The following is a 14188-nucleotide window of genomic DNA, read 5'->3' on the forward strand; positions in this document are numbered from 1 at the left end:
ATGTTCCGCTATCCTAATGAGCGGCCGGGTAAATGTCAGCTTTAAATCGTGGCACACAGACGCTATCGCCGAGGCTGTAACTCGTCGTTTAGCTATGTTAACGTGGCCGGAATGAAAATTGTTATCAGGAGTTTACGATGGATGCTCTGGATCTTTTATTGAATCGTCGCTCGGCTTCGCGCCTGGCGGAACCGGCGCCGGCGGGGGAAGTGCGCCAAAATATCATCAACGCGGGCCTGCGTGCACCCGATCACGGCGCGCTGCAGCCGTGGCGTTTCGTGATGATCGAGAATCAGGGCCTGGAACGCTTCAGTCAGCTGCTGCAGGCGGCGGCGAAGCAGGATCAGCTGGACGAGGCGGCGATCGAAAAAGCCACCAAGGCGCCGTTCCGCGCACCGCTGATCATCACCGTCATCGCGCACTGCACGGAAGAGACCAAAGTGCCGCGCTGGGAGCAGGTGGTTTCCGCCGGTTGCGCCGTGCAGGCGATGCAGATGGCGGCGCTGGCGCAGGGCTTTAACGGCATCTGGCGCACCGGCGCCTGGACCGAGCATGCGTTGGTGCGTGAAGCCTTCGGTTGCCGCGAGCAGGACGAGATCGTCGGCTTCCTCTATCTGGGGACGCCGCAGCTGAAGGCTGCCACCAAGGTGACGCCGCCGGACAGCACGCCTTTCGTCAGCTATTTCTGAGTTTTTTCCAACGGGGCGCGGTGAAAATGCGCCAAACCCCGCAAAATTGCATGGTTTCTGAGCAGGCCGTTCGCTTATCGGCGGCCCGCTCTTATCAATCCCCTCGGCAAGCGCTACCCTATGTTATCTTGAGTGCCGTTACCGAAGGGAGTGGACTATGACATCGCCAGCGATCCGTTTAACCCAGTACAGCCATGGCGCTGGCTGCGGCTGCAAAATCTCACCGAAAGTTCTCGAAACCATCCTGCATAGCGAGCGGGAAAAGTTTGTCGATCCGCGCCTGCTGGTCGGCAATGAAACCCGCGACGATGCGGCGGTGTACGACATTGGCAACGGCGTCGGTATCATCAGCACCACCGACTTCTTCATGCCGATCGTCGACGATCCATTCGATTTCGGCCGCATTGCGGCTGCCAACGCCATCAGCGACGTGTACGCCATGGGCGGCAAACCGATCATGGCGATCGCCATTCTCGGCTGGCCGATCGCCAAGCTGCCGCCGGAGGTGGCGCAGCAGGTGATCGACGGCGGCCGTTTCGCCTGCCAGCAGGCGGGGATCGCGCTGGCCGGTGGCCATTCTATCGATGCACCGGAACCTATTTTCGGCCTGGCGGTGACCGGCGTGGTCAATACCGAGCGGGTGAAGAAAAACAGCGCGGCACAGGCCGGATCAAAACTTTATCTGACCAAGCCGTTGGGCATCGGTGTGCTGACGACCGCCGAGAAGCAAAGCAAGCTGCGTCCTGAGCATCAGGGCCTGGCGACTGAAGTGATGTGTCGCCTGAATAAACCGGGTGCTGATTTTGCCGAGGTGGCGGGCGTCACAGCGATGACCGACATCACCGGCTTTGGCCTGCTGGGTCACCTGAGCGAGGTATGCCAGGGCTCCGGTCTGCAGGCGACGGTCTGGTTTGATCGGGTGCCGAAACTGCCGGACGTTGAGGCGTATATCGCCGAGGGCTGTGTGCCGGGCGGCACCGGGCGCAACTTCGACAGCTATGGCCATCTGGTGGGCGAGATGAGCGATTTGCAGCGCCAGCTGCTGTGCGATCCGCAAACCTCCGGCGGCTTGCTGTTGGCGGTATTGCCGGAGGCGGAAGCGCAGGTGCTGGCGATTGCCGAACAGCACGGTATCACGCTCAACGCTATCGGTGAATTGCATGTGGCATCGGCCGATAAGCCGCTGATCGAGGTCGCGTAGTGTCCAACATGCAAGGAAGGGCGGACAGCGACGATTACCAACGCATTTTCCTGCAGGACGTACCGCTGATTGACGTGCGCGCACCGATCGAGTTTCAGCAGGGCGCCTTCGCTCAGGCACTGAATCTGCCGCTGATGATCGACAGCGAACGCCAGGCGGTCGGCACCTGCTATAAGCAGCATGGGCAACAAGCGGCGATCGCGCTCGGCCACAGCCTGGTGAACGGCAAACTGCGCGAACAGCGCACCGCCGCCTGGCTGGCGGCCTGCACAGAGCGGCCCGAAGGCTATATTTACTGCTTCCGCGGCGGGCTGCGCTCGCAGCTGGTGCAGCAATGGCTGCATGAGGCCGGCGTCGAGTACCCGCGTATCATTGGCGGTTATAAGGCGCTGCGCAATTATTTGCTCGGCGTGCTGGCGCAAAGCGCGGCATTGCCGATGGCCCTGGTGGGCGGCAATACCGGCAGCGGCAAGACGTTGCTGGTCAACGAACTGGCCGACGGCGTCGATCTGGAAGGCGTGGCGCGCCATCGCGGTTCATCTTTTGGTCGAACGCTGGCGGGCCAGAGCTCGCAGATCGATTTTGAGAATCGTCTGGCTGTGTTATTGCTGAAAAAACAGCATGGTGGCAGCCGCCGTTGGGTGCTGGAAGACGAAGGGCGGATCATCGGCAGCAACAATCTGCCGCTGCCGCTGTTCAATGGGATGCAGCAGGCGCCGGTGGCGGTGATCGACGATCCGTTCGACATTCGTCTGGCGCGTCTGCAGGCGGAATATATCGACGGCATGCGCGAACAGTTCGAACAGGCCTATGGTGTGGAAGACGGCTGGCGACAGTACGACGACTATCTGCACCACGGCCTGTTCGCCATACGCCGCCGCCTGGGGCTGGAACGCTTCCAGCAGCTGACGCAACGACTGGAAGCGGCGCTGCGGGCACAGCGGCTCAGCGGCCAGGGCGAGGCGCACCGCGAGTGGCTGGCGCCCCTGTTGCAGCAGTACTACGATCCGATGTATTGCTATCAGTTGGAAAAGAAAGCCCAGCGGATTGTCTTCCGTGGGAACTATGCAGAAGTAAGAGAATTCTTGATGACGTTCAGCCAGAAAAACGGTGAATAATGCGACTGTTCATAGCCGAGAAACCGAGTTTGGCGCGCGCCATTGCCGACGTCTTGCCCAAGCCGCATCGCCGCGGCGACGGGTATATCGCCTGTGGCAACAACGACGTGGTGACCTGGTGCGTCGGCCACCTGTTGGAGCAGGCTCAGCCTGACGCTTATGACAGCCGCTATGCGCGCTGGTCGTTGGCGGATCTGCCGATCATTCCCGAAAAATGGCGGTTGCAGCCGCGGCCTTCGGTCAGTAAACAGCTCAACGCCATTAAAAAGTTGCTGCTTGAAGCCGATGAAGTGGTTCACGCCGGCGACCCGGATCGCGAAGGGCAACTGCTGGTGGATGAGGTGCTGGACTACCTGGATTTGACGGCGGAGAAGCGCCAGAACGTGCGCCGCTGTCTGATCAACGATCTCAACCCGCAGGCGGTGGAGCGCGCGGTCGAGCGGCTGCGCGACAACCGAGACTTTATCCCGCTGTGCGTGTCTGCGCTGGCACGTTCGCGCGCAGACTGGCTGTACGGCATCAATATGACCCGCGCTTATACGCTGCTGGGTCGCAACGCCGGTTACGACGGTGTGCTGTCGGTGGGCAGGGTGCAGACGCCGGTGCTGGGATTGGTGGTGCGGCGCGATGAAGAGATCGAAAACTTCGTGCCGAAAGATTTCTTTGAGGTCAAGGCGCACATCGTTACGCCGAAAGAAGAACGCTTCGTGGCGCTGTGGCAACCCAGCGACTCCTGCGAGCCTTATCAGGATGAAGAGGGGCGTTTGCTGCACCGGCCGTTGGCGGAGCACGTGGTCAAGCGCATCGAGGGCCAGCCGGCGCTGGTCACGTCCTATAACGATAAACGGGAATCAGATACCGCGCCGCTGCCGTTTTCGCTCTCCACGCTGCAAATTGAAGCGGCCCGGCGTTATAACCTCAGCGCCCAACAGGTGCTGGACGTTTGCCAGCGGCTGTACGAAACCCACAAGTTGATTACCTATCCGCGTTCCGACTGTCGTTACCTGCCGGAAGAGCATTTCGCCGGCCGCCATGCGGTGCTGAACGCCATCAGCGTGCACCAGCCTGAACTTTACCCGCAGCCGGTGATCGACAGCGATCGCCGCAACCGCTGCTGGGACGATAAAAAGGTCGATGCGCACCACGCTATCATTCCTACCGCCCGTGCCGGCAAGATTAACCTGACGCAGGATGAACGGAACGTGTATGGGCTGGTGGCGCGCCAGTATCTGATGCAGTTTTGTCCGGATGCGGTGTTCCGCAAATGCGTGATCGAGCTGGATATCGCCGGCGGCAAATTCATCGCCAAGGCGCGTTTTCTGGCGGAGGCCGGTTGGCGTACGCTGCTGGGCAGCAAGGAACGCGACGAGGAAAATGAGGGCGCCCCGTTGCCGGTGGTGGCTAAAGATGATGAGCTGCTGTGTGAGCGCGGTGAAGTGGTGGAGCGCCAGACGCAGCCCCCGCGGCCGTTTACCGACGCCAGCCTGTTGTCGGCCATGACCGGCATCGCGCGGTTCGTACAAGATAAAGCGCTAAAGAAAATCCTGCGAGCGACCGATGGTTTAGGTACGGAAGCGACGCGAGCGGGGATCATCGAATTGCTGTTCAAGCGGGCGTTTCTGTACAAGAAGGGACGCTATATTCACTCCAGCGAAACCGGGCGCGCGTTGATTCACTCGCTGCCGGATCTTGCTGCACGCCCTGATATGACGGCAAACTGGGAAGCCACGCTGACGCAAATCAGCGAGAAATCCTGCCGCTATCAGGACTTTATGCAGCCGTTGGTCGGCACGCTGCAAGAGCTGATTTATCAGGCCAAGCAGAGCCGGGCGAGCATGGCGTTTCGTGGATTGCCGCCGCCGCCCTCCAGCGGGGGCAAAAAACGCAGGAAAAGCGCCGGCAAGGCGCAGGAGAAAAGTGAATGAAGCGTGGACTCAATGGGGTGCTGGCTGCCGCTGCCCTGGCGTATTGCGGCCTGGCGGCCGCCAACCGGGGCGATGTGGACGTGGTGTTGCCGGTTTCGCCGGAGATTTGGGGCACGGCCAAAAGCGGCGTCAACCCGCCGCCGGCGCAGCCCTGCAACCGCTGTTGCGTCTACCAGAACCAGAACTATTCCGAGGGCGCGGTGCTTAAAGTGGAAGGGGAAGTGCTGCAGTGCGTGCGTGAGCCTAACACCATCGGCACCAACCCCTTGATTTGGGTGCGATTGAAGAAGTGACGATGTAACCTATCGCCGCGCTCAGCGTACATCGCCTTGCGCGGCGATATAGCCCGCCAGCAGTGGAACGTCAGCGGGTGCCAGAGCGTATTCCTGCGCCTGTTGCGGCGTGACCCAGACCAGCGCCGAGTGGCAGCGCTGTTGCAGTTCACCGGAGAACTCCGCGACTTGCCAGGCGTGCAGCCGGATGAGGCGTTCGCCTTGCTGCCACTGATTGCTGCCCACATAGTTGCCGATACGGGCGCAAATTCCCAATTCTTCATCCAGCTCGCGCGCCAGCGCCTCTGGCTGGCTTTCGCCGGCTTCAACCTTGCCGCCGGGGAATTCCCACAGACCGGCCTGGTCGCTGCCTGCGCCGCGCTGGGCCAGCAAAATGCGGCCATTTTTTTCCAGAATGGCGGCTACCACGTCGATAATTTTCATTGGCTTCACAGAGTAAAACCCCGGCGGGCGCCGGGGTGATGGGGTTACAGCGTAAATTCCGCCCAGACCGGTGCATGGTCGGAAGGTTTCTCCATACCACGGGTTTGGTAATCGATGCCGGTGGCGATGCAGCGCGAAGCCAGCGGGGTGCTGGCGAGCAGCAGATCGATACGCAGGCCGCGGTTGTCGTCGAACCCTTTGGAGCGGTAGTCGAACCACGAGAATTCGTCGCTGCGCCCCGGGTTGGCGTGGCGGTAGGTATCCACCAGGCCCCAGTTCAGCAGGCGGTCCATCCATTCACGCTCTTCCGGCAGGAAGGAGCATTTACCGGTGCGCAGCCAGCGTTTGCGGTTGTCTTCGCCGATGCCGATATCGTAATCGCTGGGGCTGATATTCATGTCGCCCATGATCAGCACCGGGGATTCCGCCGATAGCTGCTGCTCCAGGTAGTTTTGCAGATCCTGATAAAAGCGTGTTTTAGCCGGGAATTTGATCGGGTGGTCGCGGCTTTCACCTTGCGGGAAGTAGCCGTTGATCACCGTCAGCGTGCCCTGCGGCGTAGCCAGATCGGCCATGATGATGCGACGCTGCGCATCTTCTTCATCGGTCGGGAAACCGCGGCGCACGGCCAGAGGCTCCGCTTTGGTCAGTAGCGCCACGCCGTAATGGCCTTTTTGCCCGTGATAGAATACGTGGTAGCCGTGTTGGCTGACGTCTTCCAATGGGAACATGTCATCGTGAACTTTGGTTTCCTGCAGACCGATCACGTCGGGCTGGTGCTGTTCGATAATTGCCGCCAGCTGATGCGGACGCGCGCGCAGTCCATTGATATTAAAAGAGACAAACTTCATGAGCGGTGCCGTTTTCACGAGAAAAATGTGCTGTGATAGTAGCAGAGTTTGGCGGGAAATGTAACGCAGACAGCGGCGGGACCGCTGACTGCGCAGCGGGTTTATTTCGCCCAGCGGTCGTAATTTTTAGGTTGATAGTCGTCAAACTGTTGCAGCAGCATCTGTGCCGATTCGCTGATGTGCAGGGTGCCGAGATAGTCGTGACGCATAAAGCCCTGATCGGCGACGTGCTCGAGGAACTGGCTCAGCGGGCGGTAGAAACCGTTGACGTTCAGCAGGCCGACCGGCTTGTTGTGATAGCCGATTTGCCCCCAGGTCCAAATTTCAAACAGCTCTTCCAGCGTGCCGATGCCGCCGGGCAGGGCGATAAAACTGTCCGCCAGCGCCGCCATACGGGCTTTGCGCGTATGCATATCGGGTACCACTTCCAGTTCGGTCAGGCCGCGATGCGCCGTTTCCGCTTCCACCAGGCGCTCGGGGATAATGCCGACAGCTTCACCGCCCGCTGCCAACACCGCGTCTGCCACGATCCCCATCAATCCTTTTTTGCCGCCGCCGTAGATTAAACGGCGCCCCTGAGCGGCCAGCAGCTGCCCCAGTTGACGAGCCTGCTCGGCATAAGCGGGATTGACGCCCTCACTGGCGCCACAAAAAACGCAAATATTGTTTCGCATCCACCTTTCCTTACTGCACTAAAGAAGCCAGTGGTATAGCGAATTGTCGGCCGGAGTTCAAGTTACTGCTGGGAGTGAGGAAATAAAACATCGAGGTGAAAGCGGGGAATAAGGGGAGATAAATTGAGTTTATTGATACGAGGGCATTGGGTGCGATGTGCTTTAAGTCGATTTGGGAATCTTGGTCGAAGCTTCTCATCCTTCCCCAATACGGAGCGTTATGGAGGCGATGAACTTTTAATTCGGTTTGGGGATTTCTGCAAGGGATGGTGGTGGGGGAAGGATGATTCGTCGCTGTGCGACTCACCCTGCGGGCCGCGCTGAAGCGCGTTGTCTCACTGCGTGAGACTCGAACCTTAGTCGAAGCTTCTCATCCTTCCCCGGTGCGGAGCAATATGGATGCGATGTGTTTTAACTTGGTTCAGGGATTTTTTGCAAGGGATGGTGGTGGGGGAAGGATTCGAACCTTCGAAGTCTGTGACGGCAGATTTACAGTCTGCTCCCTTTGGCCGCTCGGGAACCCCACCATGGTATTCATGGATTTACTGATTTTTTAAGGAATGGGCTAAATTCCTATTGTGTGCTTCTAAGGATTACCGCGCTAAAGCGCGTTGTCTCGCTACGCTCGGCTCGAACCTTGTCGAAGCTTCTCATCCTCCCCCTCGGCGTTTAATGAGATTTCAGCTTTCGCTTCAAGTTCATCAACAAAGAGAAGATGGTGGTGGGGGAAGGATTCGAACCTTCGAAGTCAGTGACGGCAGATTTACAGTCTGCTCCCTTTGGCCGCTCGGGAACCCCACCATATACATGGCTATTTAACTGGCCTTGCTTGCGAGAGCGCTGTCTCGGTAAGCGGGGCGCATCATATCAAATGAAGCGGATGTGTAAAGCATTGAAATGCAGAAAATGAATCGTTTGCCGTTTTTTTATTCTTGGCGGTGCATCCCTGAACGAAATGCACCGATTTATTGAGCGATTACAGAATAACGGTGCGGTTGCCGTAGACGAAGACGCGCTGCGCCAACACCTGATAAAGCGCGCGGCTGAGCACGTTTTTCTCTACGTCGCGGCCGGCGCGCATCATATCCTCGGCGGAATAGGTGTGATCGACGTGGATCACGTCCTGCATGATGATCGGGCCTTCGTCGAGATTGTCGTTAACGTAGTGGGCGGTGGCGCCGATGATTTTTACCCCGCGCTCATAGGCCTGGTGATAAGGGCGTGCGCCGATAAACGCCGGCAGGAACGAATGGTGAATGTTGATCACCTGGTTCGGATAATGTTGCACGAAGGCCGGCGTCAGCACGCGCATATATTTGGCCAACACGACGTAATCCGGCTGATATTGATCGATCTTGGCCGTCATTTCGCGGTCATGCTGTTCCCGCGTCAAGCCTTCGTGGCTCACCAGATGGAAAGGAATATCGAAACGCTCCACCAGCGTTTGCAGCGTGTCGTGGTTGCCGATCACGGCGGCAATTTCAACGTCGAGGCCACCATAGGCGCTTTTCATCAACAGATCGCCCAGGCAGTGGGCCTCTTTGGTGACCAGCACCACGATGCGCCGGCGCCCGGTGCTGTGCAGCTCGCGCAGCGAACCTTCCGGCAGCGCGCTGTCCAGATCGGCCAGCAGCGTGTTGTCGTTGAAAATGCCTTCCAGCTCAGTGCGCATAAAGAAACGCCCGGTGCGGTGATCGACGAACTCATTATTCTGGACGATATTGAGTTCGTGCTTGTAACAGATGTTGGTGATCTTGGCGATCAGCCCTTTGGCGTCCGGGCAGATGGTGCGTAACACTTTTCGTTGTACATTTTGGTGTGGCATGGGTTTGAGGATCCTGTCTGATACTGAACGGCCTGTCTGCGCAGGCGTAAACGTGAAGCGCCGGCCGGTTAGCGCCCGCAGCACTTCTTATATTTTTTCCCTGAGCCACAGGGACACATCGCATTTCTGCCGGGCTGGGGTTTGGTACCGTCGATATAATACCAACGTTGATCGCGACGAAGGAAGCGTGAGCGCTCATGCATCGCTTGCGGTTCGCCGCTTTCGCCATCGGTAAAACGGGCGATGAATTCGACGAAGCCTTCATCCGGCTCATGACCGGCTTTCTCTTCCACGACCGTCAGGCCCAGCCATTCGGTATTCTTAAAACTGTCGACGATTGCATTGCGCCACGCTTCGGCACCGCAGTCGGGGTGCCAGGTGGCGATCAGATAGTCGACGTTATGACTCACGTAGGCGGTGAAGCGTGAACGCATCAGCTGGCCGGGCGTCGGCGCTGGCTGATTGCCGCTGATAAAAGGGGCGCAGCACGCGTTATACGCCAGTCCGCTGCCGCATGGGCATAATTCGGGCAAAATAACTCCTGAGAACACGAGGCAGAAAATGAATTTAGCGCATATGTTACCTAACAATATTCGTCAGTGACAATCTACCCTGAAAGCAGAGAACACCTTTCACCCTGAGGATGGCGCGATGCGGCAAATCAAGATCGGACTGGCGCTGGGAGCGGGCTCGGCCAAAGGCTGGGCGCACATCGGCGTGATCAATGCGATAAAGAAATTGGGGATTGAGGTTGATGTCGTTGCCGGCTGTTCTGTCGGCGCGTTGGTGGGCGCGGCGTTCGCCAGCCATCGTCTGCCGGCGATGGAGCAGTGGGTGCGATCGTTCAGCTATTGGGACGTCATTCGCCTGATGGATTTTTCCTGGCAGCGCGGCGGCCTGTTGCGCGGCGAGCGGGTGTTTAACGCCGTCGGACAGCTGCTGAAGGTCAATGATATCGCCGATTGTGCGTTGAAGTTCGGTGCCGTGACCACCAATCTCAGCACCGGGCGCGAGCTGTGGCTGACCGAAGGCGATATTCATCAGGCGATACGCGCCTCCTGCAGTATGCCTGGCCTGTTGGCGCCGGTATGGGCCGACGGCTATTGGCTGGTGGATGGCGCGGTGGTCAATCCTGTGCCGGTGTCGCTTTGCCGCGCCATGGGCGCCGATATCGTCATCGCGGTCGATCTGCAGCATGATGCGCATCTGATGCAGCAGGATCTGTTCTCGATACGTATCGAGGAAGAAAGCCCGAACGATGCGCCTGCGGCGACCTGGCGCGGGCGTCTGCGGGAACGCGTCGGCAGAATGCGTAAGCGCAAACCGGCGACGGCGCCGACGGCGATGGAGATTATGAGCACATCGATTCAAATGCTGGAAAATCGTTTGAAGCGTAATCGGATGGCGAGCGATCCGCCGGATGTGTTGATTCAACCTTTTTGTCCGCAAATCTCGACGCTGGATTTCCACCGCGCCGATGAAGCGATCGCAGCGGGGTTGCTGGCGGTGGAAAAACAACTGGATCGGTTGTTGCCGTTGATAAAAAATAGATAATTCTCGGTTCTCGGTTGGCAATGCGCGGTCAGTCTGTTTCAGACGAGCATAAGTGACCTTTTTGAGCCACTATTACACTATGGAAAGGGACGAGGCTCGGCTGATGGCATTACCACTTACTCACAAGCGCATCTTGATCGTTGAGGACGAACAGGTTTTTCGTTCAGTGCTGGTCGGTTATTTGGCCTCACTGGGTGCTGAAACCGGCGAGGCGACCAACGGTATACAGGCGCTGGGTGCCGTCGATGACTTCAAGCCGGATCTGATCCTGTGCGATCTCGCGATGCCGGAAATGGGGGGGATCGAATTCGTAGAGCACCTGCGTTTGCAGGGGCTGCAAATCCCGGTGCTGGTGATCTCGGCCACCGACAAGATGGCTGACATCGCCAAGGTGCTGAGGTTGGGCGTGCAGGATGTGCTGCTCAAGCCGCTGACCGATCTCAATCGCCTGCGTGAAGCGGTGTTGGCATGCTTATACCCCAATATGTTCACTTCCCAGGCGATTGAAGAGGTTGAACTGTTTCAGGACTGGGATGCGTTGAGCAAAAATCCCTCCGAAGCCGTCAAACTGCTTAAACAATTGCAACCGCCGGTACAGCAGACTATTGCGCATTGCCGGATCAACTATCGGCAGTTAACCACCGGCGAAAATCCTGGCCTGGTGCTGGATATCGCCGCTTTGTCAGAAAAGGACCTGGCATTCTATTGCCTGGACGTCACGCGCGCCGGCGATAATGGCGTATTGGCGGCATTGCTGTTGCGTGCATTATTTAATGGGCTGCTGCAAGACCATCTGGCTAATCAACAGCATCGTCTGCCGCAAATGTCGGCATTGTTAAAGCAGGTTAATCAATTATTGCGGCAGGGGAAATTAGACGGTCAATTCCCGCTGTTGCTGGGATATTATCACGCCGAAAATAAAAACCTGATTCTGGTTTCTGCCGGGCTGCATGCCAACGTCAATACCGGTGACAATCAAATCCAGCTGAGCAATGGCGTGCCACTGGGGACGCTGGGGGCCACCTACATGAATCAGATCAGCCAGCGCTGCACTGCCTGGCAGTGTCAGGTATGGGGAAGCGGTGGTCGGTTGCGGCTGATGCTCAGCGCTGAATAACAGGCAACGAACGGCGAGATCTTAAGCTATTCACTTATCGGTAATTAAACCGTTTATTTATTCTCCCGATTATCCGAACGGGTAATAGTCCTAAATGTTTTCTATTTGTGTTCTGGTTAATGCCAGGCGCGCATAAGCTGGTATACTCCGAAGGTTTTTTATATTGAGCCCAAGCTCATAAAATGAGCGCTTTAGCTTCAAGAGAGGAAATAATGCCTGCTGTAAATCGCAAAGTCAGAAAAGCCGTGATCCCGGTTGCAGGCTTGGGTACGCGGATGTTGCCGGCCACCAAAGCCATTCCGAAAGAAATGCTGCCGCTGGTTGATAAACCGCTGATCCAATACGTCGTTAATGAGTGCATTGCGGCGGGGATTAACGAGATTGTGCTGGTCACCCACTCCTCCAAGAACTCGATCGAAAACCATTTTGATACCAGTTTCGAACTTGAAGCGATGCTGGAAAAACGCGTCAAGCGCCAATTGCTGGATGAAGTGCAGTCGATCTGCCCGAAAGGCGTTACCGTGATGCAGGTTCGTCAGGGCAATGCCAAAGGCCTGGGGCACGCGATTATGTGTGCCTACCCGATGGTGGGCGATGAACCGGTGGCGGTGGTGTTGCCGGACGTGATCCTCGACGAATACAGCGCCGATCCGAAAAAAGACAACCTCCGCGAAATGCTGCAGCGCTTCGAAACTACCGGCGTCAGCCAGATCATGGTTGAACCCGTGCCGCATAAAGATGTCGGAAACTACGGCGTAGCCGACTGTAAGGGCGTTGCTTTGCAACCGGGCGAAAGTGCGCCGATGGTGAGTGTGGTTGAGAAACCTTCGCCGGATAAAGCCCCTTCCAACCTGGCGATTGTCGGTCGTTACGTGTTATCCGCCGATATTTGGCCGCTGTTGGCTAAAACGCCCCCTGGCGCCGGCGACGAAATTCAGCTGACTGACAGTATCGAAATGTTGATGCAGCAGGAAACGGTGGAAGCGTATCACCTGAAGGGCGTAAGCCATGACTGCGGTAACAAGTTGGGGTACATGCAGGCTTTTGTAGAGTACGGCATGCGTCATGCCAGCCTGGGCAAAGAATTTTCTCAGTGGCTGCAACAGGTTGTTGCCGCTGACAAGAAGTAATTTGATCTTTCGTATTAATTTGAAAAACTAGGATTTTCACATGAAAGTAACAGTTTTTGGTATTGGTTATGTGGGGCTGGTACAGGCCGCCGTACTGGCTGAAGTTGGCCATGACGTTATGTGCATTGATGTTGATGAGCGAAAAGTCGAAAACCTGAAAAAAGGGAATATCCCGATTTTTGAACCGGGCCTGACGCCGCTGGTACAGCAAAACTATGAGGCTGGGCGCCTGCATTTCACCACCGATGCCAAAGCGGGCGTGGCACACGGGAATATCCAGTTTATTGCCGTCGGCACGCCGCCGGATGAGGATGGCTCCGCCGATCTGAAATATGTCACCGCGGTTGCACGTACCATCGCCGAACACATGACCGATCGCAAAGTGGTGATCGATAAATCCACCGTGCCGGTCGGTACGGCGGACAAGGTGCGTCAGGTGATGGCGGAAACGTTGGCTAAACGCGGCAGCAACGTGGCGTTCGACGTGGTATCCAACCCTGAATTCCTGAAGGAAGGCGCTGCGGTAGCTGACTGCATGCGCCCTGAACGCATCGTGATCGGTACCGATAATAAAGAGGTAATCGAACCGATTCGCGAACTGTACGAGCCGTTTAACCGCAATCACGATCGTATGATCATGATGGATATCCGCAGCGCAGAGCTGACCAAATACGCCGCCAACTGCATGCTGGCGACCAAAATCAGCTTTATGAACGAAATGTCCAATCTGGCGGAAATGCTGGGTGCGGACATCGAGAAAGTGCGTCAGGGCATCGGTTCCGACTCACGCATCGGTTATCACTTTATCTACCCTGGCTGCGGCTACGGTGGTTCTTGCTTCCCGAAAGATGTCCAGGCGTTGATCCGCACGGCGGAGCAGATCGGTTACCAACCGAAGCTGCTGCAGGCGGTAGAGCAGGTCAACTACCAACAGAAAGATAAGTTGAACAGCTTTATCAAAGATTACTTCGGCAGCGATCTGAAGGGGAAAACCTTTGCGCTGTGGGGCCTGGCGTTCAAGCCGAATACCGATGACATGCGTGAAGCGTCCAGCCGCGTGCTGATGGAGCAATTGTGGGCTGCCGGCGCCACCGTTCAAGCCTACGATCCTGAAGCGATGAACGAAGTTCAGCGCATCTATGGCCAGCGCGACGACTTGAAGCTGATGGGGACCAAAGAGGCTGCATTGCACGGCGCCGATGCTCTGGTGATCTGCACCGAATGGCAGAATTTCCGCGCACCGGACTTCGATGTGATCAAGAGTGCGTTGAAGCAGCCGGTGATCTTCGATGGACGTAACCTGTACGATCCGGAGCGTTTGGAGAATCGCGGCTTTACCTATTACGCGATTGGCCGCGGCGCCTCGATTAAACCGGTTATTTAAGGAG

At 57.3% G+C, this 14188-nt stretch carries 14 protein-coding genes, 2 tRNA genes and 1 other RNA gene; 9 read left to right on the forward strand and 8 right to left on the reverse strand.

Annotation, left to right across the window (positions count from 1 at the left end; all coding sequences use genetic code 11):
• Window positions 1–137 precede the first annotated feature (137 nt).
• The 5 genes from RE418_RS17165 (at window position 138) to RE418_RS17185 (ending at window position 5226) form a co-directional block, all read left to right on the forward strand.
• Window positions 138–689, forward strand: coding sequence for an NAD(P)H nitroreductase (locus RE418_RS17165; RefSeq protein ID WP_004932204.1), 552 nt, complete (start codon window positions 138–140; stop codon window positions 687–689).
• Window positions 690–846: 157 nt separating this feature from the next.
• Window positions 847–1890, forward strand: coding sequence for a selenide, water dikinase SelD (selD, locus tag RE418_RS17170; protein WP_025303088.1), 1044 nt, complete (start codon window positions 847–849; stop codon window positions 1888–1890).
• 8 nt (window positions 1891–1898) lie between these two features.
• Entirely contained in the window at window positions 1899–3008 is a 1110-nt protein-coding gene (mnmH, locus tag RE418_RS17175) for a tRNA 2-selenouridine(34) synthase MnmH (RefSeq protein ID WP_043142988.1), read from the forward strand.
• A complete protein-coding gene (locus RE418_RS17180; RefSeq protein WP_043142985.1) occupies window positions 3008–4933 on the forward strand; it encodes a DNA topoisomerase III in 1926 nt (641 codons plus the stop codon). The genes mnmH and RE418_RS17180 overlap by 1 nt, the downstream gene beginning before the upstream one ends.
• The gene (locus RE418_RS17185; protein ID WP_025303085.1) at window positions 4930–5226 is read left to right on the forward strand and encodes a YnjH family protein; all 297 of its coding nucleotides are present in this window, start codon (window positions 4930–4932) and stop codon (window positions 5224–5226) included. Before RE418_RS17180 ends, RE418_RS17185 begins: the two co-directional genes overlap by 4 nt.
• Window positions 5227–5247: 21 nt before the next feature.
• Here RE418_RS17185 and RE418_RS17190 read toward each other — a convergent pair whose 3' ends face one another.
• The 8 genes from RE418_RS17190 to RE418_RS17225 all read right to left on the reverse strand — a co-directional run bounded on the left by RE418_RS17190 (window position 5248) and on the right by RE418_RS17225 (window position 9532).
• Window positions 5248–5649, reverse strand: a complete 402-nt coding sequence (locus tag RE418_RS17190) for a pyrimidine (deoxy)nucleoside triphosphate diphosphatase (protein WP_025303084.1) — start codon at window positions 5647–5649, stop codon at window positions 5248–5250.
• 44 nt (window positions 5650–5693) lie between these two features.
• Window positions 5694–6500 carry an exodeoxyribonuclease III gene (gene xthA, locus RE418_RS17195; protein WP_025303083.1) on the reverse strand — a complete coding sequence of 269 codons (807 nt, stop codon included), beginning with the start codon at window positions 6498–6500 and terminating at the stop codon, window positions 5694–5696.
• Between the two features lie 101 nt (window positions 6501–6601).
• Window positions 6602–7174, reverse strand: a complete 573-nt coding sequence (locus RE418_RS17200; RefSeq protein WP_060447756.1) for a TIGR00730 family Rossman fold protein — start codon at window positions 7172–7174, stop codon at window positions 6602–6604.
• A gap of 267 nt (window positions 7175–7441) precedes the next feature.
• Window positions 7442–7569, reverse strand: a non-coding RNA gene (locus RE418_RS17205) — RtT sRNA.
• 47 nt (window positions 7570–7616) lie between these two features.
• Window positions 7617–7701: transfer RNA gene (locus RE418_RS17210), tRNA-Tyr, on the reverse strand.
• Window positions 7702–7890: 189 nt separating this feature from the next.
• Window positions 7891–7975 (reverse strand) — tRNA-Tyr (locus RE418_RS17215).
• A gap of 175 nt (window positions 7976–8150) precedes the next feature.
• Window positions 8151–8999 (reverse strand): formyltetrahydrofolate deformylase, encoded by an 849-nt coding sequence (gene purU / locus RE418_RS17220; RefSeq protein ID WP_004932187.1) that lies wholly within the window; start codon window positions 8997–8999, stop codon window positions 8151–8153.
• Between the two features lie 68 nt (window positions 9000–9067).
• Window positions 9068–9532: a YchJ family protein gene (locus tag RE418_RS17225; RefSeq protein WP_025303082.1), complete on the reverse strand. Its 465-nt coding sequence runs from the start codon at window positions 9530–9532 to the stop codon at window positions 9068–9070.
• Between the two features lie 118 nt (window positions 9533–9650).
• Here RE418_RS17225 and rssA point away from each other — a divergent pair, with 118 nt between their 5' ends.
• The 4 genes from rssA (at window position 9651) to RE418_RS17245 (ending at window position 14184) form a co-directional block, all read left to right on the forward strand.
• Window positions 9651–10553, forward strand: a complete 903-nt coding sequence (gene rssA / locus RE418_RS17230) for a patatin-like phospholipase RssA (protein WP_025303081.1) — start codon at window positions 9651–9653, stop codon at window positions 10551–10553.
• A 103-nt stretch (window positions 10554–10656) separates the two neighbouring features.
• Window positions 10657–11670 (forward strand): two-component system response regulator RssB, encoded by a 1014-nt coding sequence (gene rssB / locus RE418_RS17235; protein ID WP_025303080.1) that lies wholly within the window; start codon window positions 10657–10659, stop codon window positions 11668–11670.
• Between the two features lie 212 nt (window positions 11671–11882).
• Window positions 11883–12800 (forward strand): UTP--glucose-1-phosphate uridylyltransferase GalU, encoded by a 918-nt coding sequence (galU, locus tag RE418_RS17240; RefSeq protein ID WP_025303079.1) that lies wholly within the window; start codon window positions 11883–11885, stop codon window positions 12798–12800.
• Window positions 12801–12840: 40 nt separating this feature from the next.
• Entirely contained in the window at window positions 12841–14184 is a 1344-nt protein-coding gene (locus RE418_RS17245; protein ID WP_025303078.1) for a UDP-glucose/GDP-mannose dehydrogenase family protein, read from the forward strand.
• Window positions 14185–14188 lie beyond the last annotated feature (4 nt).

Origin of the sequence: Serratia sp. szju (assembly GCF_044594185.1) — a bacterium.
Classification (GTDB): domain Bacteria; phylum Pseudomonadota; class Gammaproteobacteria; order Enterobacterales; family Enterobacteriaceae; genus Serratia; species Serratia bockelmannii.

What these genes read in the sequence shown, in the direction of transcription:
- RE418_RS17185 (WP_025303085.1), top strand. Translation starts at nt 4,930, where the DNA reads ATGAAGCGTGGACTCAATGGGGTGCTGGCTGCCGCTGCCCTGGCGTAT.
- rssB (WP_025303080.1), top strand. Translation starts at nt 10,657, where the DNA reads ATGGCATTACCACTTACTCACAAGCGCATCTTGATCGTTGAGGACGAA.
- RE418_RS17245 (WP_025303078.1), top strand. Translation starts at nt 12,841, where the DNA reads ATGAAAGTAACAGTTTTTGGTATTGGTTATGTGGGGCTGGTACAGGCC.
- purU (WP_004932187.1), bottom strand. Translation starts at nt 8,999, where the DNA reads ATGCCACACCAAAATGTACAACGAAAAGTGTTACGCACCATCTGCCCG.
- galU (WP_025303079.1), top strand. Translation starts at nt 11,883, where the DNA reads ATGCCTGCTGTAAATCGCAAAGTCAGAAAAGCCGTGATCCCGGTTGCA.
- mnmH (WP_043142988.1), top strand. Translation starts at nt 1,899, where the DNA reads ATGCAAGGAAGGGCGGACAGCGACGATTACCAACGCATTTTCCTGCAG.
- rssA (WP_025303081.1), top strand. Translation starts at nt 9,651, where the DNA reads ATGCGGCAAATCAAGATCGGACTGGCGCTGGGAGCGGGCTCGGCCAAA.
- selD (WP_025303088.1), top strand. Translation starts at nt 847, where the DNA reads ATGACATCGCCAGCGATCCGTTTAACCCAGTACAGCCATGGCGCTGGC.
- RE418_RS17180 (WP_043142985.1), top strand. Translation starts at nt 3,008, where the DNA reads ATGCGACTGTTCATAGCCGAGAAACCGAGTTTGGCGCGCGCCATTGCC.
- RE418_RS17200 (WP_060447756.1), bottom strand. Translation starts at nt 7,174, where the DNA reads ATGCGAAACAATATTTGCGTTTTTTGTGGCGCCAGTGAGGGCGTCAAT.
- RE418_RS17165 (WP_004932204.1), top strand. Translation starts at nt 138, where the DNA reads ATGGATGCTCTGGATCTTTTATTGAATCGTCGCTCGGCTTCGCGCCTG.
- xthA (WP_025303083.1), bottom strand. Translation starts at nt 6,500, where the DNA reads ATGAAGTTTGTCTCTTTTAATATCAATGGACTGCGCGCGCGTCCGCAT.
- RE418_RS17190 (WP_025303084.1), bottom strand. Translation starts at nt 5,649, where the DNA reads ATGAAAATTATCGACGTGGTAGCCGCCATTCTGGAAAAAAATGGCCGC.